The following is a 16,633-nucleotide window of genomic DNA, read 5'->3' as shown; positions in this document are numbered from 1 at the left end:
CCCGTCCGCACCGGGCCGGTACGGACGACGGCGGGGCGGGTGGTCGCCCATCCCGCCCCGCCGTCGACACTGTCAGTAGTGGCCGTTGCTCTGGAAGTAGCCCCAGGCTCCGCAGGGCGTGTCGTACCGGCCCTTGATGTAGCCCAGCCCCCACTTGATCTGGGTGGCCGGGTTCGTCCGCCAGTCGTCGGCGACGCTACCCATCTTGCTGCCCGGCAGGGCCTGCGGGATGCCGTACGCACCGGACGAGGAGTTGCTGGCCTTGTGGTTCCAGCCGCTCTCCTTGGTCCAGAGCTTCTCCAGGCACGGGAACTCGGAGATGCCGAAACCCGCATCGATCATCATGGCGCAGCCGGTCTTGCGGTTGCCGCTGTACTCGGCGCAGGACGCCGGGATCGGCCCGTCGTACGGCTTGGGCTTCTCCGCCGCGGCACGCTCGGCTGCCGCACGCTCGGCCTTGCGGGACGCCGCGGCGGCCTTGGCCTTGCGGGCCCGCTCGGCGGCCTCCTTGGCGGCCTGCGCCGCCCGCAGCTTGGCCTCGTACTCGGCGGCCCGCTGCTTGGCGAACTTCACCCGGTGGGCGGCCTGCCGCTCGCGCTGGTAGGCGAGATCGGCGCGGTCGACCTCAAGGCCGACCTGCGCGGTCAGGCCCTGTTGCTGGGTTTCGCGGTCTTCGCCCAGGTAGAAGCCACCGGCGACGCCCACGGAGAGCAGTGCGACAGCAGCCGTACGGGCGCCCAACCGGCTCCACAGCCGACTCACGAAGTGGTCCCTTCGTCGGGGGCAAGGACGCGGCGCGGCGCGGCCACACCAGGGCCGTCAGACGTGCCGCGAGCGCCCCGACCGGTTGCCGGTCGCGCCGACGCACCGGCCCTCGCCGATGTCCGTCCATCTCGGGACGAACGATCATCAACGATTCCTGTGGTGCGTGGGCGCTCGCTGGACACCATCGCGCACAGTGAGGCCGATGGGAAACCAACCAAGCCCTTTGTGATCTGCGCCACACCGAAAATGCGGACGAAAGCCTACATAAGCACCATCAGAGCGGGATGCCCTCCAGCAGATCCGTCACCATGGCGGCGATTGGCGATCGCTCCGAACGGCTGAGCGTGACATGGGCGAAGAGCGGATGGCCCTTGAGCGCTTCGATCACCGCGGTCACGCCGTCGTGCCGCCCGACCCGCAGATTGTCCCGCTGGGCCACGTCGTGGGTGAGCACCACCCGGGAGCCCTGCCCGATCCGGGACAGCACCGTCAACAGCACACCGCGCTCCAGCGACTGGGCCTCGTCCACGATCACGAAGGCGTCGTGCAGGCTGCGCCCACGGATGTGGGTCAACGGCAGCACCTCGAGGATGCCCCGCGAGGTCACCTCCTCCAGCACGTTCTCGTGCACCACCGCGCCGAGCGTGTCGAAGACCGCCTGGGCCCAGGGCGACATCTTCTCCGACTCCGACCCGGGCAGATAGCCCAGCTCCTGGCCGCCGACCGCGTACAAGGGGCGGAACACGATCACCTTCTTGTGCCGGCGGCGCTCCATCACCGCCTCCAACCCCGCGCAGAGCGCCAACGCCGACTTGCCGGTGCCCGCCCGGCCACCCAGCGAGACGATCCCGATCGACTCGTCCAGCAGCAGGTCGAGGGCGATCCGCTGCTCAGCCGAGCGGCCGTGCAGCCCGAACGCCTCCCGATCACCCCGGACCAACCGGACCGACTTGTCCGGCAGGACCCGGCCGAGCGCTGAGCCACGCCCCGAGTGCAGCACCAGGCCGGTGTGGCAGGGCAGCCCGGCCGCCTCGTCCACGTCGAGCGTGTCGCCGGCGTACAGGCGGCCGATCTGCTCCTCGCTCAGCTCCAGCTCGGACATGCCGGTCCAGGTCGGGTCGCTGGCCTGGCCGTGCCGGTACTCGTCGGCCCGCAGGCCCACCGAGGCGGCCTTGACCCGCAGCGGCATGTCCTTGCTGACCAGCGTGACCTCCCGCCCCTCGGCGGCGAGGTTGAGCGCCACGGACAGGATCCGGGCGTCGTTGCTCTCGGTGCGGAACCCGGGCGGCAGCACGCCGTCGTCCGTGTGGTTGAGCTCCACCCGCAACGTGCCGCCGTGGTCGTTGGCGGGCACCGGGTGGTCGAGTCGCCCGTGCGTGACGCGTAGCTCGTCGAGCATCCGCAGCGACTGCCGGGCGAACCAGCCCAGCTCCGGATGGTGCCGCTTGCCCTCCAGCTCGGTGATGACCACGAGGGGCAGGACCACCTCGTGCTCGGCGAACCGGTGGAAGGCCGCCGGGTCGGACAGCAGCACGGAGGTGTCCAGGACGAAGGCCTGGCCGGCTGGTCGCGGCTCCTTGGGGTCGGCCGGCGCGGCGGCCGCCGCACGGCGGCCCCTGGTGGCGCGGCGGGTCGTGGCAGTCGCGGCCGGGGTCTGATCGGCACCGGCGGTCGAACGACGAGTCGTCACAGGCCTGCTCCGACGGATGGGCACCCGCCACCCGTGTTCCGCCTCCTCCGGTGCCCGGGGACACGGGGTCGGATGCGGAACCCCGTGTGCGAGGTCGCAGATCCGGGCGGACCGGCTGGCCCGGGAGAACCCCGTGCCATGCCTAGACGCTAGCGGCGGCGGACCGTCCCGGCTAGAGGTTGATCGTGGATCTCCGGAGACCGCCGTGTGAACACCGCACAGCCCGACGCGGCGGCGGCGGACCGGCGCCGACGGGAAACGGCGGAGCCGGCCGGGATGCATGCCCCCTGCGCGCATCCCGGCCGGTGGGGCCACCGTCACCGGTCTGACGTGGCCCCGACGGTGCGTGTCCGCCGCGGACGACGCACCGCGCTCACGCCGGTCGGCGGAACCGCGCGCGGCGGCCCGCCGACCAGCCTCAGCCGGTCCGTCGCACGAGCGTGCCGGTCGGGTGCCGCCCGGTGATCGGGGCGGCCGGCGCCGTGAACGACGACCCGGTATAGGTGGTGCCGGGGCGGGCGACGCTGCCCCCCGAGCGCACGACGCCCGCGGGTGAGACCGACAGGGCGGAGGCGATGGCCGCCTGGGCGTCGCGCCGCCGGCGGTTCCAGGCGCCCCGGTCGCCGTCGAAGTAGCCCTGCCGGTAGCCGAAGCGGTAGCCGATGCGGTAGCTGAGCTGGCCGTGCAGCCGGCCGGCCGCGTAGCTGGTGGCGCCGAGCACCAGGACGAGGAAGACCGCGAGGAACGGGCTCATCGGGCGGCCCCTTGCCGGCCCGGACGCCGGGTCATCGCTCCTCCGGCTCGACCGCGGTGGGATCCGCGACGAGCAGACGGTCCAGGTCGTCGGTGCTGACCTCCTCGACGAGCTCGACGCTGATCCGGCAGCCGTCCAGCACGACCTCGGCGACCGAGGAGCGGCGGATCTCCCCGCCCGCGTCGTAGACCCGCACGCTCAGCTCAGGACAGCCGAGATGGGTACGCCAGGCGTTCCACTCGGTGCGGTCGCCGACGCTCAGCGACAGGTAGCGGCAGCCTCGGGCGAGGTAGAGGCGCCACGGTGCGGTCAGCCCCGCGGCCACCCCCTCGGCGATCAGCCCGAAGGCCTGGGCTCGGGTGGCGAGCTCGGTCACCACACCCCCCTCGCGCCGGGGGCGTGACGCATGTGAGCACCAGTCGTCTCATGCACGTGACACACCGTAGATTGTCCCATGGGCGTGACAGTATCAGCTTTTCGTCCGTTTACCGCCGCCCCTAAAGGCATCTATTCTGCCCGCGTGACACCCCTCAACAGTGGCACTGGATCGTTTACCGGAAATCCGAGGAAGCCGTCACGTCTGCGTGACGATGGCGTGCCCAGGCGCACGCCGACGGCCGACTGGCCGTACCGTCACGGGGTGACCGAGACGGCCAATGCGCGGAAGATCGCCTTCGCCACCTTCGTCCGACGCGCGCTCGACGAGGCCCGGGCGACACGGGCCTGGAGCGGCACCGAGGTGTCCCGGCGCACCGGCGTTTCCCGGCAGACCATCAACCGGTGGGTCCGGGGCGACTGGGCCAGCGACCCGGAGGCCGAACGGGTGGTCGCCTTCTGCGAGGGCCTGGGGCTGAACCCCGCCGCGGCCTTCGCCGCCCTCGGCTGGGACCGCACGGCCGCCGGCCCGCGCGCCGGCCAACCGGCCCCGCCGATGGACCCCGACGTCGAGGCGCTGCTGCGGCGTCTGGTCGACCCGAACGTGTCGGACGCGGAGAAGTTCCACATCCGCGAAACCATCCGATATCTCGCATACCGCCCAACGCTGCCGGTCGATGTCCGAAAAAGAGGCAATCAGGCCGGGTAGTTCCTCAGATGGCGAAAGAACGCCTGGTCAGGTTCATTCGTTTGCCTCCGGGGCCGGAACGGGCACGCTAGCGTCCCTATTCGTACTGCTTGGGCTCGTCATCGGCGGGGGGACGGGACAAGGCCGAACCAAGCCCTGCGGGACAGAAGGAGGGGTCTGTCCATGACCCTGAAGTGGTTGGCAGTCGTGGTGGCCACGGTGTCGATGACACTGTGGGCGACCGGCAACGCGGTGACCCTCGTGGTCAACGGCGGGCAGCTTCCTCTGCTCGTCAACCTTTTCGTGCTCACCAGCGCCGGCACCGCGGTCATCCTGGCCGTCGTGGCGGAGCTGCACGAGCGGCTGAACGACCGGATCAGCGCACTCACCGAGTTCCTGGTGGCACGGCTCAACGAGATCGAGAACCACACCGGAGATCGCAACACCGGGTTCGTGGAGGGCTATCTCCTGAGCCATGGCCAGGAGGCCGCGGTGGTGCCGTTCGGCCGTCGCGGACGGGGAGCCGCCGAACGCTGATCAGGGGCCGCCGAGTGGGCCCACTCGGCCAGGAATGAGCCTGGATCGCCGGGGTACGCTGACGCGCGTGCCGCCGTTGAATCTGGGCAATCAGCAGCCGAGGACCCCGTTGAACGCCGACCAGGCCTGGCGGATCACCGCCGGCCGGGCCGCCGGGACCGTCCTCTTCTTCGACTTCGACGGCACACTCGCGCCCGTCGACGACGACCCCACCGCGGTACGCCCCGCGCCCAAGGCGCTGGCCGCGATCGAGGCGCTGGCGCCGGTGGTGCAGCGGGTCGCGATCGTCTCCGCCCGACCGGTGGAGTTCCTCCGGGACCAGCTCGGCGGGCTCGCCGGCGTGGACCTCTACGGCCTCTACGGGCTGGAGCACAGCCACTCCGGCGGTGAAACGGTCACCGAGCCGGCCGCGCTGCCCTGGGTGCCGACCATGGCGGAGCTGGCCGACCTGGCCCGTGCGGAGCTGCCACCCGGCACGCTCGTCGAGTACAAGCGGCTCTCCGTCGCGCTGCACTGGCGTACCGCGCCGCAGCTCGGCCCGACCATGCAGCAGTGGGGGCAGGCACAGGCCGACCGCCTGGGTCTACGGGTACAGGCCGGTCGGATGGTGCTGGAGCTCAAGCCGCCGGTCGACCGGGACAAGGGCATGGTCATCGGCGAGGTGATCCGGGAGGCCACCGGCGCCTGGTACTTCGGCGACGACGTTTCGGACATCAAGGCCTTCGCCGCGTTGCGCGCCCGAGCCGCCGCCGACCCGGACTTCTTCGGCGTCTGCGTGGCGGTGGCCAACTCGGAGACCGGCCAGGAGGTGGCGAACGCCGCCGACCTGACCATCGAGTCCCCGGCCGCCCTGGGCGACTTCCTCACCCGGGCACTGACCCACCTGCCCTGACCGGGCCGGACGGCCTCAGTCGCCGGGCAGGGGCAGGGGCACGGCAGGGTCAGGCGCCGTAGCGCCGCTGCCGGGTGGCGTACGAGCGCAGGGCCCGCAGGAAGTCGATGTGCCGGAAGTCCGGCCAGTTGAGCTCGCAGAAGTAGAACTCCGAGTGCGCGGACTGCCAGAGCATGAAGCCGGACAGCCGCTGCTCGCCGCTGGTGCGGATGACCAGGTCGGGGTCGGGCTGGCCACGGGTGTAGAGGTGCTCGGCGATGTGCTCGACGTCCAGCACCTCGGCCAGCTCCTCGATGGTGCCGCCGGCGGCGGCGTGCTCCAGCAGCAGCGAGCGCACCGCGTCGGCGATCTCGCGCCGGCCGCCGTAGCCCACCGCGATGTTGACCTCGGCGCCGCCGCTGCGGTCCCGGGTACGCTCCTCGGCGCCCTTGAGCGCCGCCGCGGTCTGCGCCGGAAGCAGGTCGAGCGCGCCGACGATGCGCAGCCGCCAGGGGTTGCCCTTCTCGGCCAGCTCCACCACCAGATCTTCGATGATCTTGAGCAGTGGGTCCAGCTCGCTGGCCGGCCGGCGCAGGTTGTCGGTCGCCAGCAGGTAGAGGGTGACGTGCCCGATGCCGGCCTGGTCGCACCAACCGAGGACATGTTTGATCTTCGCGGCTCCGACCCGGTGCCCGTCGTTCGGGTCGACGAAGCCCATCTCCCTCGCCCACCGGCGGTTGCCGTCGCACATCACCCCGACGTGCCGGGGCACCGGCTTACCCGCGAGCTTCGCCGTGAGCCGGCGCTCGTACACGGAGTAGATAAGGTTCCGCAGCGTCATCACCTAGCAGCGTAGCGACCCTGCGGGCGGATCACCGCCTCGGAGCCCCATCCCCGCCGGGGAGCCCGATGCCGATCATGGCCAGCGTACGGACGGTGAGCCGCCCGTCGCCCAGCCCCAACTCGACCACGTCGTCGAACACCCGGTCGTCCCGGCGGGCCGCCCGGACCGCCGCGTCCACCACCCGACGGCGGCGCGCCAACCAGGCCGCCACCGAACTGTGCCGCAGGTGGGTGCCGAGGCGACGACGGAGGCCGTCGGCGTAGCGGCGGGCGGCGGCCTCGGGTGCGCGGGCCGCCGCCGCACCGGCCAGCGCACCGGAGAGCAGCGCGTAGAAGATGCCCTCCCCGGTGAACGGATTGATCAGCGACAGCGCGTCCCCGGCGAGCAGGGTGCGGCCCTGCCCCGGCGCCGGCCGGTGGGTGGACAGCGGCAGATGGTGGGCACGCAGCGCGGTCACCGTCGCGGGGTCGGTGCCGGGCAGCAGCGCGGCCAGCCGGTCCAGCAGGTACGCCCGGCTCAGCGGCTCACCGCGCAGCACCTCCCCGTACCCGACGTTCGCCCGCCCGTCGCCGATCGGGAACGACCAGGCGTACGCCGGCCAGCGCGCCTGCGAGGTGACGATGAGCTGCTCGGACGGGCCGGGCAGCGCCGGCGCGTACCCCCGGATGGCCAACGCCAGGTGCCGGTCGGGGTTCGCCGGATGGCCGAGCGCCCGGCGCACCACCGACCCCGCTCCGTCCGCGCCCACCACGACCCGACCGGACACCTCCCCGTCGAGCACCACCCGGTCGGCGCGCGGCTCCACCCGTCGGACGGTGTGCCGGCGCAGCTGCGCGCCGGCGGCCACCGCGGCCGCCACCAGCCGCGCGTCGAAGACCTGCCGGGGCACCGTGTACGCCGGGCGGGGCAACGCCCGCGCCACGGCGCCACCGCCGGGGGCGATCATGCGCAGCGCGGGCAGCGGTGCGTAGCCCGCGACCGCCTCGGTCACCCCCAGTTCGGCGAGCACGTCCACCGAGTGCGCGGCGATCCCGTCACCACACGCCTTGTCCCGGGGAAAATCGGCCCGGTCCAGCAGCAGCACACTGGCGCCGGCCCGGCGGGCCGTCAGCGCGGCGGCCGATCCGGCCGGCCCCGCTCCCACCACCACCACGTCGAATTCGTCGCCCACCGCGGGCCTCCCTCCGGCCGGTGCGGCGCGGCCGGTCCGGCCCCGCCGACGATCCGCCTGCGCCGCCGGTCGCTGTGACCGACGCCACCCGCCATCCTGCCTCCTGCCCGCCCGGGTCGGCCGACACCAGGCGCCCGATCCGGCCGAAAGGCTCCGGCACGCCGACCTTTCATGCCGTACAGGTGCGTGCCGCAGCCGCCTTCGCGACTGGTCCGCGGTCGGAGGCCGACGTTGCCGGCCGCAGCCCCCGCCGCCGGCCCGTGCGCCGGAGCGTCAGACCCCCCGACCTCGCGGCGGTCGGAGACCAACGCTCCCGGCCGCTGCCACGCCGCCGGCCCGTGCGCCGGGGCGTCAGACCTGCCCGACCTCGCGGCGGTCGGAGACCAACGCTCCCGGCCGCTGCCACGCCGCCGGTCCGTGCGCCGGGGCGTCAGACCTGCCCGACCCTCGCAGGCGAGAGAGCGCGATACCTCAGAGTCATATTTATGACCCTGAGGTATCGCGCTCATCGGACCGGCCGCCACCGGGCGGATCCTCGCCGGGCGACCGACCAGTCGGTGCGGTAGCCGGGCCGGGGGCCGCGCGGGTCAGGCCGGGGTGGCGGCGCCTTCGGCGCGGGCCGCGCGCTGTAGGCCGTACATCGTCAGGGCGGCGGCGGCGAGCAGCGGGCCGCCGTCGCGGACCAGGCCGTCCACGCCCAGCAGCCACCAGCACAGCGGCAGGTCCACGGCGAGTACGGCCACCGTGACGACGACCAGCAGGCCGCGCGCCCAGTGCTTGCCGCGCATCAGGAACGCGGTGCAGAACAGCACCGCGTAGCTGGCCGTGATCCCGGCGCCGATCCAGAGCAGCACGGCCGGCACCGCGGTCAGGCGACCGTCGAGGATGGATCCGCCGGCCACCAGCGCCGGCACCAGCATCAGCGGGCTGTAGGTGAACGCCGCCACCCGGCTGGTCAACAGCCAGCCACTGGCCTCCGGCCGACGCGGCGGCATCTCCCGCCAGGAGATGCCGCCCCGGTCGATCACCAGCCGCGGTCGGTGCCGGACCAGGTGCCCGGCCAGCGCCGGCGAGCGGTAGAGCAGCCAGACCACCGCCGCGCAGAGCGCGGTGAGCGCGGCGAAGCCGAGCAACCCGGGCAGGGGCGGCACTCCATGCCGGGGCACGATCAGCCGCCCGACCGCGAAGATCGTGGTGACCGCGAGGATCAGCCCGAACGGGCGGGCGACCGTGCGCCCCCGCCGGACGTGCCCGATCAGCAGCAGGAAGCCGAACGAGCGCAGCATCGCCCAGCCGGTCCGCACCGCCAACCCGAAGCCCTGCTCTGGGGCGTACCACCAGTTGAGCAGCTCGACCACGACGGTGGCCGCCGCGGTGGTCGCGAGCAGGACGGTGAGCACCCGGACGGCGGACGGCCGCCGGACCTCGGTCTCGGCGGCCGTCCTCATGGGATCCGATGATGCCCGGCGGGGGCGGTGTTCACACCTACCGTTGCGGCTGCTCGGCGTCCAGGCGGGCCCGCAGCGCGTCCAGCTCGGCCCAGAGCACGCCGGGCAGCTTGTCACCGAACTTCTCGAACCACTCGGTGACCATCGGCAGCTCGTTGCGCCACTCGTCCGGGTCGACCTTGAGCGCGATCCGGACGTCCTCCGGGGTCATGTCCAGACCCTCGACGTCCAGCGCGTCCGGCGCCGGAACCATGCCGATCGGAGTCTCCACCGCGTCGGCCCGACCCTCGATCCGCTCGACGACCCACTTCAGCACGCGGGAGTTCTCGCCGAAGCCCGGCCAGAGGAAGGAGCCCTCCGGGTCCTTACGGAACCAGTTGACGTAGTAGATCTTGGGCAGCTTGGCCGCGTCGCCGTCGGTGCCCTTGCCCATCTCGATCCAGTGCCGGAAGTAGTCACCGGCGTTGTAGCCGATGAACGGCAGCATCGCCATCGGGTCCCGACGCACCACGCCGACCGCGCCGGACGCGGCGGCGGTGGTCTCCGAGGAGAGCGTCGCCCCCATGTAGACGCCGTGCACCCAGTCCCGCGCCTCGGTCACCAGCGGGATGGTGTCCTTGCGGCGGCCGCCGAAGAGGATCGCGTCGATCGGCACGCCGTTGGGGTCGTAGTAGTCCTCGGCCAGGATCGGGCACTGCGTGATCGGGGTGCAGAACCGGCTGTTCGCGTGCGAGGAGAGGGCATCGCTCTCCGGCGTCCAGTCGTTGCCCTTCCAGTCGATCAGGTGCGCCGGGGGCTCGCCCATGCCCTCCCACCAGATGTCCCCGTCGTCGGTGAGGCCCACGTTGGTGAAGATGGAGTTGCCCCGGTCCAGCGTGCGCATCGCGTTGGCGTTGGTCTTCCAGTCGGTGCCCGGCGCGACGCCGAAGAGGCCGTACTCCGGGTTGACCGCGTAGAGGCGACCGTCCTGGCCGAACCGCATCCAGGCGATGTCGTCGCCGATGGTCTCGACCTTCCAACCCGGGATGGTCGGCTCCACCATGGCCAGGTTGGTCTTGCCGCAGGCGGAGGGGAACGCGCCGGCGATGTGGTAGACCTTGCCCTCCGGCGAGGTGATCTTGAGGATCAGCATGTGCTCGGCGAGCCAGCCCTCGTCGCGCCCCATCACGCTGGCGATCCGCAGCGAGTAGCACTTCTTGCCGAGCAGCGAGTTACCGCCGTACCCGGAGCCGAACGACCAGATCTCCCGGCTCTCCGGGAAGTGCGAGATGTACTTCGTCTCGTTGCACGGCCAGGCGACGTCCTGCTGGCCCGGCGCGAGCGGAGCGCCGATCGAGTGCAGCGCGTGCACGAAGTCCGCGTCGTCGCCCATCGCCTCGAGGATCCGGGCGCCCATCCGGGTCATGATGCGCATCGAGGCGACCACGTACGGGCTGTCCGTGATCTCGACACCGAACATCGGGCTCTCGGCCTCGACCGGGCCCATGACGAACGGGATGACGTACATGGTGCGACCGCGCATCGAGCCGCGGTACAGCTCGGTCATCGTCCGCTTCATCTCGGCCGGCGCCATCCAGTTGTTGGTGGGGCCGGCGTCCGCCTCGTCGACGGAGCAGATGAAGGTGCGCTCCTCGACCCGGGCGACATCCGTGGGGTCGGTGCGCGCGTAGAACGAGTTGGGCTTCTTCTCCGGGTTCAGCCGGATCAGGGTGCCGGCCTCGACCAGCTCATCCGTGAGGCGGCGCCACTCCTCGTCGGACCCGTCCACCCAAACGACCCGGTCGGGGGTGGTCAGTTCCGCGACCTCACGGACCCAGGCGAGCAGTTTCGGATTGGACGTCGGGGCCTGATCGATACCCCGCACAACAGCCGGAGCAACCATGACACATCTCCTTGTGGTCGACGCTGACCGATCTATGGGATGCACGAGTCTCAGCGGCGCGATGCGTCGCCTTCGTGGAAACCTGGGATTGGCCTCAGCGTAAACCGGGCAGCCTTCCGAGTCAGTGGGACTGGTTGTGAAGAACTGCACAAGGTACGGCTACGCTGCGGCATTCAGAGCTATTACCCGCTTTCCCGCGCAGTTTCACGCAAATTTTGTTGTGCACCCCGGCCGACGTGAGTTGCGGTCGGGCGGCGAACCGGCCCCGCCGACCGGTGCGTGGATTCCCGTTCCGGGGCGCGTCAGTCCTCCGATTGGTTACGCTGCGTCCAACAGCGACGCACCCCGCGCACAACCGGCACGAGCGACCACGCCTGCTCGCCGTTGCTACCCCGCTGACTGGTCACCAGCCGGTAGGCTCGGCCCGTGGCCGCCACGATGACCGGGGAGCAACCGGGTCCCCGGCAGACCCGGCCGGGTCTGATCCGGGCACTGCTCGACCGTTTCGGTCACCTCGTCCGCGAGTTGAGCAAGTTCGCCACGGTCGGCAGCATCGCCTTCCTCGTCGACTTCGCCCTGTTCAACTACCTGACGACCGCTCGTGGCGTCGAACAGGTGACGGCGAAGACCATCTCCACCATCATCGCGGCCACCCTCGCCTTCGTCGGCAACCGGTTCTGGACCTGGCGGCACCGCCAGCGCAACAACCCCGCCCGGGAGTACGCGCTCTTCTTCTTCTTCAACGCCGTCGGCCTCGGCATCGCGGTGGCCTGCCTCGCAATCAGCCGCTACGGGCTCGGCAGCATCTGGCCAGAGGTGTTCCAGACGCCGCTGGCCGACAACATCGCCAGCTTCATCGTCGGCACGGGCCTCGGCACGCTCTTCCGATTCTGGTCCTACCGGCGGTTCGTCTTCGTCGAAGCGGGAACCCGGACCGTTCCGCAGGTGAAGCACGACCGAGACCACGGGGCGTGACCTGCCGCCCACCTCGTCCGGCCGGTGATCGCCGGCTTCACCGACTGCCCTAAGGTGTTTCGCATGCGTCTTGTCCGTCTGCTGCCTGAGCGCTGGCAGAAGTTCATCCGCGAGGCGCTCAAATTCGGCATCGTCGGCGGCATCAACACCGTCATCAATTACGCGGTGTTCAATGTCCTTGCACTCACCGTCTTTGCCGATGGTCAGTTGAAGGCCACCGTGATCGCGACCATCGTTGCCACGATCACGTCGTATCTTATGAATCGTCACTGGACGTACCGGGATCGCCCGAAATCGGCGCTCCGGCGGGAGTACGTCCTGTTCTTCCTCTTCAACGCGACCGGCCTGCTCATTGAGCTGGGCGTCCTGGCCGCCGCCAAGTACGGTCTCGGCGTGCACGGGCTGCTCGCGCTGAACGTGGCAAAGACCGGTGGCGTGCTGCTGGCCACCCTGTTCCGGTTCTGGTCGTACCGGACCTTCGTCTTCCAGCCCGTCGTCCCGGCCGAGGCCGAGGCGAAGGCCGAGCCGACCTGGCACAGCATCCCGCGCGACGAGTGGGACACGATGGCCGAGATGGACCCGGTCGCCGAGCTGGCCGAATCCGTCTCCGAGCTGGAGGAGTCGGAGACCGGCGACCGCCCGGCGTCCACACCCGGCCCGATCGGCGCTCCCACCCAGGGCAGGCCCACGCCGTTGAGCGCTGGTTTCTCCGCAGACCTGGACGCGGAACTCGCCGCGGAGCTGCACGCCGGCACCCGCCGCGCGCCCCGCCGGTGACACCACCCGCAGCCCGTTCCGGCACCGGGACACGCGCCGAGCTGTTCTTCGAGGACCTCGTCCCGGGGCTCACCGTCGACCTCGGCGTGGTCACGGTCGACGGCGACGAGATGGTTGCCTTCGCCCGCCGCTTCGACCCGCAGTGGTACCACGTCGACCCGGAGCTGGCCGAAGCGAGCCGGCACGGCGGTCTCATCGCCAGCGGCTTCTACACGGTCAGCCTGTTCATGCGGGCGTACGTCGACCACCTGCTGTCCCGCGCGGCGGCGGACGCCTCCCCCGGCCTGGAGGAGCTGCGCTGGCTCGCCCCGGTGCGCGCCGGTGACCGGCTCGCCGTCCGGGTCGACGTGATGGGCGCTCGACCGTCCACCGCCCGCCCGGGCCTCGGCACCGTCAGCCTCACCGGCACCATGCTTCGCCTCGGCGCGGACGACCGGCCCGAACAGGAGGTGCTGCGGACCCGCTTCCGCGGCTGGTTCGCGCTGCGCCCGGCCGAACCCCGGCCCGGGTCCGAACCGTCCGACACGGAGCCGTCCGACACGTAGCCGTCCGGGGCCGCACCACCCGCCTGACCCGCCCCGGCGCGGTGGCCGGGGCGGTCGCGAAAGTCCGGATCAGGTCGTGGTGTCCCGCAGCGGCTTGCCCTCGCGCATGTCGGCGAGGATGTCACGCATCTCCCCGTCGCCCAGCGAGTGCTTGTCGTGCTGAGCCTCGACCAGCTCGTACAGGGTGGTCTGCACCTGGCCGACCCCCGGGACGTCGGCGAGCACCGACTGGCCGCGTTCTCCGGCGGACTCGATGGTCAGCGTGCCGCAGCCCAGCAGCCGCTCGATGAAACGCTGGTTCATGGAGTGGTCGTTGATCCGGGTGAGCGGAAGGTCCCGGCGGTCCCGCGAGAAGACACCCTGCTGGAGCAGCACCCGCTCGTTGGTGAACAGGTAGTGCGTGGTGCGCCAGACCAGGAACGGCCACAGCCCGAGCCAGAGCACGGCGACCAGGGCGACCACTCCGATCACGGCCAGCGCGATGGAGCCACCGCCGCCCGCCGGGAGCAGGAGCACGCCGGCGACCACCGCCGCGACGGCCAGCACCAGCACCGCGATCGGCCGGATCAACGCCTTCCAGTGCGGGTGCAGGTGCAGCACGACGTGCTCGTCCTCGGTGAGCACGTCTTCGGGGAACGCCACGGGAACCTCCATCGCCATTTTTCCGACGCGCAGACCGTAACCGGTCCAACAGCCCCGGCGGATCAGCCGCGCGGAGTGGGTTGTGTCAGCCGGGGACCGTTTCTTTCACCGGAGGTGAAGGACGTCGCCGGCGGCCAGGACACGGTCGCCGGTGGGGGTGGTGACCAGGAGCTGACCGTCCGGGTCCACGCCGGTGGCGGTGCCGGTCAGGTCGTCGCCGCCGGGCAGCAGGACCCGCACCTCACGGCCGACGGTGGAACAGGCCGCCAGGTAGGCGTCGCGGAGGCCGCTGGCCACCGCGTCCCCGCCGGCGGAGCGCCAGCGGTCGTACCAGTCGGCGAGCGCGCGCAGCAACGCCCGCAGCAGCGGATCCCGGTCGGTGGCCGCCGCGCCGGCCAGTTGCAGCGAGGTCGCCGGCAGCCCGGTCGGGTTCACCGGCAGCTCGTCGGCGCGCAGCGTCACGTTGAGCCCGATACCCAGGACGATCGCCGGCGGGTGGTCCGGCGAGCGCCCGGGCACTCCCTCGGCCAGCACGCCGGCGCACTTCGCGTCGCCGATCAACAGGTCGTTGGGCCACTTCAGGGTGGCCTCCAGCTCCGCCAGCCGGGCCACCGCCTCGACCAGCGCGACGCCGGCCAGCAGCGGCAGCCAGCCGTACCCGGTGGGCGGCGCCGCCGGCCAACCGCGGTCCGGCACGGCCTCGCCGGGCCGCAGCAGCACGCTGGTGGTGATCCCGGCCCGTGCCGGCGACTGCCAGACGCGACCGCGCCGGCCGCGACCGGCGGTCTGCCGCTCGGCGACCACGACCAGACCCTCCGGCTCACCGGCCCGGGCCGCCTCGGCAACGTCGGCGTTGGTGGAGCCGGTCTCTGCCCGCAGCTCCAGCCGGGACCACGGGCCGTGCGGCGCGACCAACGCGCGCCCCAGCCGGGCCGCCGAGAGCGGCGGGCGGTCCAGATCGGTGTACGGGGAACCCGGCATCCCGTCAGCCTACGGCGGTGGTCGCAGGAGCACTGAGGCGTACTGCACAGCGGCGCCGGCCTGAACCATCGTTATATTCCCTGGGTGACTACCGAGACCGGGACCAACATCCACAGCACCGCGGGCAAGCTGGCGGACCTGGAGCGCCGGGTCGACGAGGCGGTGCACGCCGGATCGGCGCGCGCGGTCGAGAAGCAGCACGCCCGGGGCAAGAAGACCGCCCGCGAGCGGATCGAGATGCTGCTCGACGAGGGCTCCTTCGTCGAGCTCGACGAGCTGGCCCGGCACCGGTCCACAGCCTTCGGGCTGGAGAAGAACCGGCCGTACGGCGACGGTGTGGTCACCGGCTACGGCACGGTGGACGGCCGGCAGGTCTGCGTCTTCGCCCAGGACTTCACGGTGTTCGGTGGCTCCCTCGGCGAGGTCTTCGGCGAGAAGATCGTCAAGGTGATGGACCTGGCCATGAAGATCGGCTGCCCGGTGGTCGGCATCAACGACTCCGGCGGGGCGCGTATCCAGGAGGGTGTGGTCTCGCTCGGCCTCTACGGCGAGATCTTCTTCCGCAACGTGCGGGCCTCCGGCGTCATCCCGCAGATCTCGCTGGTCATGGGCCCCTGCGCCGGCGGCGCGGTCTACTCCCCGGCGGTCACCGACTTCACCGTGATGGTCGACCAGACCTCGCACATGTTCATCACCGGCCCCGACGTGATCAAGACGGTGACCGGCGAGGACGTCGGCATGGAGGAGTTGGGCGGGGCGCGTACGCACAACTCGCGCAGCGGCAACGCGCACTACCTCGCCACCGACGAGGAGGACGCGGTCGACTACGTCAAGGCGCTGCTGTCGTACCTGCCGTCGAACAACCTCGACGAGCCGGTGGTCCTCGACGCTCCCGCCGAGCTGGCGATCAGCGACGAGGACCGCGAACTGGACACGCTGATCCCGGACTCGGCCAACCAGCCGTACGACATCCACCGGGTGATCGAGCACGTCCTCGACGACGGGGAGTTCCTGGAGGTCCAGCCGCTCTACGCGCAGAACATCGTGGTCGGCTACGGCCGCGTCGAGGGGCGCCCGGTCGGCGTGGTGGCCAACCAGCCGATGCACTTCGCCGGCACCCTGGACATCGCCGCCTCCGAGAAGGCCGCCCGGTTCGTCCGCACCTGCGACGCGTTCAACATTCCGGTGCTGACCTTCGTGGACGTGCCCGGCTTCCTCCCCGGCACGGGCCAGGAGTGGGACGGCATCATCCGCCGGGGCGCCAAGCTCATCTACGCGTACGCCGAGGCGACCGTCCCCAAGGTCACCGTGATCACCCGCAAGGCGTACGGCGGGGCGTACGACGTGATGGGCTCCAAGCATCTCGGCGCGGACCTGAACTTCGCCTGGCCGACCGCGCAGATCGCGGTGATGGGCGCGCAGGGCGCGGTGAACATCCTCTACCGCTCGGAGCTGGCCGGCGCCGAGGACCCGGCTGCGGTTCGGGCCGAGAAGATCGCCGAGTACGAGGACACCCTGGCCAACCCGTACGTGGCCGCCGAGCGCGGATACATCGACTCGGTCATCCCGCCGCACGAGACCCGGACCCAGATCGTCCGCGCGCTACGCGTCCTGCGCACGAAGCGCGAGACCCTTCCGCCGAAGAAGCACGGCAACATCCCGCTCTGACGCGGTCGTGGTCCCCTGAT

At 71.5% G+C, this 16,633-nt stretch carries 17 protein-coding genes; 7 read left to right on the top strand and 10 right to left on the bottom strand.

Features of this window, described 5'->3' with window-relative positions; translation table 11 throughout:
• Positions 1-72: 72 nt before the first annotated feature.
• The 4 genes from EAD89_RS19545 to EAD89_RS19530 form a co-directional block, all read right to left on the bottom strand.
• Positions 73-762 (bottom strand): lytic transglycosylase domain-containing protein, encoded by a 690-nt coding sequence (locus tag EAD89_RS19545; protein WP_121654433.1) that lies wholly within the window; start codon positions 760-762, stop codon positions 73-75.
• Positions 763-1,039: 277 nt separating this feature from the next.
• Positions 1,040-2,455 (bottom strand): PhoH family protein, encoded by a 1,416-nt coding sequence (locus EAD89_RS19540; protein WP_121676747.1) that lies wholly within the window; start codon positions 2,453-2,455, stop codon positions 1,040-1,042.
• A 418-nt stretch (positions 2,456-2,873) separates the two neighbouring features.
• Positions 2,874-3,209: a hypothetical protein gene (locus tag EAD89_RS19535; RefSeq protein WP_121676746.1), complete on the bottom strand. Its 336-nt coding sequence runs from the start codon at positions 3,207-3,209 to the stop codon at positions 2,874-2,876.
• 31 nt (positions 3,210-3,240) lie between these two features.
• A complete protein-coding gene (locus tag EAD89_RS19530) occupies positions 3,241-3,585 on the bottom strand; it encodes a hypothetical protein (protein ID WP_074319161.1) in 345 nt (114 codons plus the stop codon).
• A gap of 264 nt (positions 3,586-3,849) precedes the next feature.
• On the opposite strand from EAD89_RS19530, the gene EAD89_RS19525 reads away from it, so the two are divergent.
• The 3 genes from EAD89_RS19525 (at position 3,850) to otsB (ending at position 5,701) form a co-directional block, all read left to right on the top strand.
• Complete coding sequence (locus tag EAD89_RS19525) at positions 3,850-4,293, top strand: XRE family transcriptional regulator (RefSeq protein WP_089021730.1); 444 nt, start codon at positions 3,850-3,852, stop codon at positions 4,291-4,293.
• 162 nt (positions 4,294-4,455) lie between these two features.
• On the top strand, positions 4,456-4,809 hold the full coding sequence (locus EAD89_RS19520; protein WP_121654436.1) for a hypothetical protein: 354 nt from the start codon (positions 4,456-4,458) through the stop codon (positions 4,807-4,809).
• Between the two features lie 67 nt (positions 4,810-4,876).
• The gene (gene otsB, locus EAD89_RS19515) at positions 4,877-5,701 is read left to right on the top strand and encodes a trehalose-phosphatase (RefSeq protein ID WP_121676745.1); all 825 of its coding nucleotides are present in this window, start codon (positions 4,877-4,879) and stop codon (positions 5,699-5,701) included.
• Positions 5,702-5,750: 49 nt separating this feature from the next.
• Here the strand turns inward: otsB and EAD89_RS19510 are convergent, their stop codons facing one another.
• From EAD89_RS19510 to EAD89_RS19495, 4 genes are all read right to left on the bottom strand, one after another.
• A complete protein-coding gene (locus tag EAD89_RS19510; protein ID WP_121676744.1) occupies positions 5,751-6,521 on the bottom strand; it encodes an isoprenyl transferase in 771 nt (256 codons plus the stop codon).
• A 31-nt stretch (positions 6,522-6,552) separates the two neighbouring features.
• On the bottom strand, positions 6,553-7,695 hold the full coding sequence (locus tag EAD89_RS19505; RefSeq protein ID WP_121676743.1) for a geranylgeranyl reductase family protein: 1,143 nt from the start codon (positions 7,693-7,695) through the stop codon (positions 6,553-6,555).
• A gap of 587 nt (positions 7,696-8,282) precedes the next feature.
• Entirely contained in the window at positions 8,283-9,143 is an 861-nt protein-coding gene (locus EAD89_RS19500) for a hypothetical protein (protein WP_121676742.1), read from the bottom strand.
• 37 nt (positions 9,144-9,180) lie between these two features.
• Entirely contained in the window at positions 9,181-11,025 is a 1,845-nt protein-coding gene (locus tag EAD89_RS19495) for a phosphoenolpyruvate carboxykinase (GTP) (RefSeq protein WP_121676741.1), read from the bottom strand.
• Positions 11,026-11,463: 438 nt separating this feature from the next.
• On the opposite strand from EAD89_RS19495, the gene EAD89_RS19490 reads away from it, so the two are divergent.
• From EAD89_RS19490 to EAD89_RS19480, 3 genes are all read left to right on the top strand, one after another.
• Complete coding sequence (locus tag EAD89_RS19490) at positions 11,464-12,000, top strand: GtrA family protein (RefSeq protein WP_121654454.1); 537 nt, start codon at positions 11,464-11,466, stop codon at positions 11,998-12,000.
• A gap of 63 nt (positions 12,001-12,063) precedes the next feature.
• Complete coding sequence (locus EAD89_RS19485; RefSeq protein WP_121654441.1) at positions 12,064-12,777, top strand: GtrA family protein; 714 nt, start codon at positions 12,064-12,066, stop codon at positions 12,775-12,777.
• Positions 12,774-13,322 (top strand): MaoC/PaaZ C-terminal domain-containing protein, encoded by a 549-nt coding sequence (locus EAD89_RS19480; RefSeq protein WP_199733561.1) that lies wholly within the window; start codon positions 12,774-12,776, stop codon positions 13,320-13,322. Before EAD89_RS19485 ends, EAD89_RS19480 begins: the two co-directional genes overlap by 4 nt.
• A gap of 69 nt (positions 13,323-13,391) precedes the next feature.
• Here EAD89_RS19480 and EAD89_RS19475 read toward each other — a convergent pair whose 3' ends face one another.
• Both EAD89_RS19475 and EAD89_RS19470 read right to left on the bottom strand, forming a co-directional pair.
• On the bottom strand, positions 13,392-13,964 hold the full coding sequence (locus tag EAD89_RS19475) for a PH domain-containing protein (protein ID WP_121654456.1): 573 nt from the start codon (positions 13,962-13,964) through the stop codon (positions 13,392-13,394).
• A 105-nt stretch (positions 13,965-14,069) separates the two neighbouring features.
• Positions 14,070-14,945, bottom strand: a complete 876-nt coding sequence (locus EAD89_RS19470; RefSeq protein WP_121676740.1) for a biotin--[acetyl-CoA-carboxylase] ligase — start codon at positions 14,943-14,945, stop codon at positions 14,070-14,072.
• 84 nt (positions 14,946-15,029) lie between these two features.
• On the opposite strand from EAD89_RS19470, the gene EAD89_RS19465 reads away from it, so the two are divergent.
• The gene (locus EAD89_RS19465) at positions 15,030-16,613 is read left to right on the top strand and encodes an acyl-CoA carboxylase subunit beta (RefSeq protein WP_121676739.1); all 1,584 of its coding nucleotides are present in this window, start codon (positions 15,030-15,032) and stop codon (positions 16,611-16,613) included.
• Positions 16,614-16,633: the final 20 nt, after the last annotated feature.

It is taken from the genome of Micromonospora sp. BL4 (assembly GCF_003667505.1).
In the GTDB taxonomy this organism is placed as follows: Bacteria; Actinomycetota; Actinomycetes; order Mycobacteriales; family Micromonosporaceae; genus Micromonospora.
Note: the sequence above shows the minus strand (reverse complement) of the source record. Positions and strands in the feature narration are given on the sequence as shown.

Excerpts from the sequence above, each read along its gene's own strand:
- EAD89_RS19535 (WP_121676746.1), bottom strand. The coding sequence starts at position 3,209 with ATGAGCCCGTTCCTCGCGGTCTTCCTCGTCCTGGTGCTCGGCGCCACC.
- EAD89_RS19520 (WP_121654436.1), top strand. The coding sequence starts at position 4,456 with ATGACCCTGAAGTGGTTGGCAGTCGTGGTGGCCACGGTGTCGATGACA.
- EAD89_RS19510 (WP_121676744.1), bottom strand. The coding sequence starts at position 6,521 with ATGACGCTGCGGAACCTTATCTACTCCGTGTACGAGCGCCGGCTCACG.
- EAD89_RS19500 (WP_121676742.1), bottom strand. The coding sequence starts at position 9,143 with ATGAGGACGGCCGCCGAGACCGAGGTCCGGCGGCCGTCCGCCGTCCGG.
- EAD89_RS19495 (WP_121676741.1), bottom strand. The coding sequence starts at position 11,025 with ATGGTTGCTCCGGCTGTTGTGCGGGGTATCGATCAGGCCCCGACGTCC.
- EAD89_RS19490 (WP_121654454.1), top strand. The coding sequence starts at position 11,464 with ATGACCGGGGAGCAACCGGGTCCCCGGCAGACCCGGCCGGGTCTGATC.
- EAD89_RS19485 (WP_121654441.1), top strand. The coding sequence starts at position 12,064 with ATGCGTCTTGTCCGTCTGCTGCCTGAGCGCTGGCAGAAGTTCATCCGC.
- EAD89_RS19470 (WP_121676740.1), bottom strand. The coding sequence starts at position 14,945 with ATGCCGGGTTCCCCGTACACCGATCTGGACCGCCCGCCGCTCTCGGCG.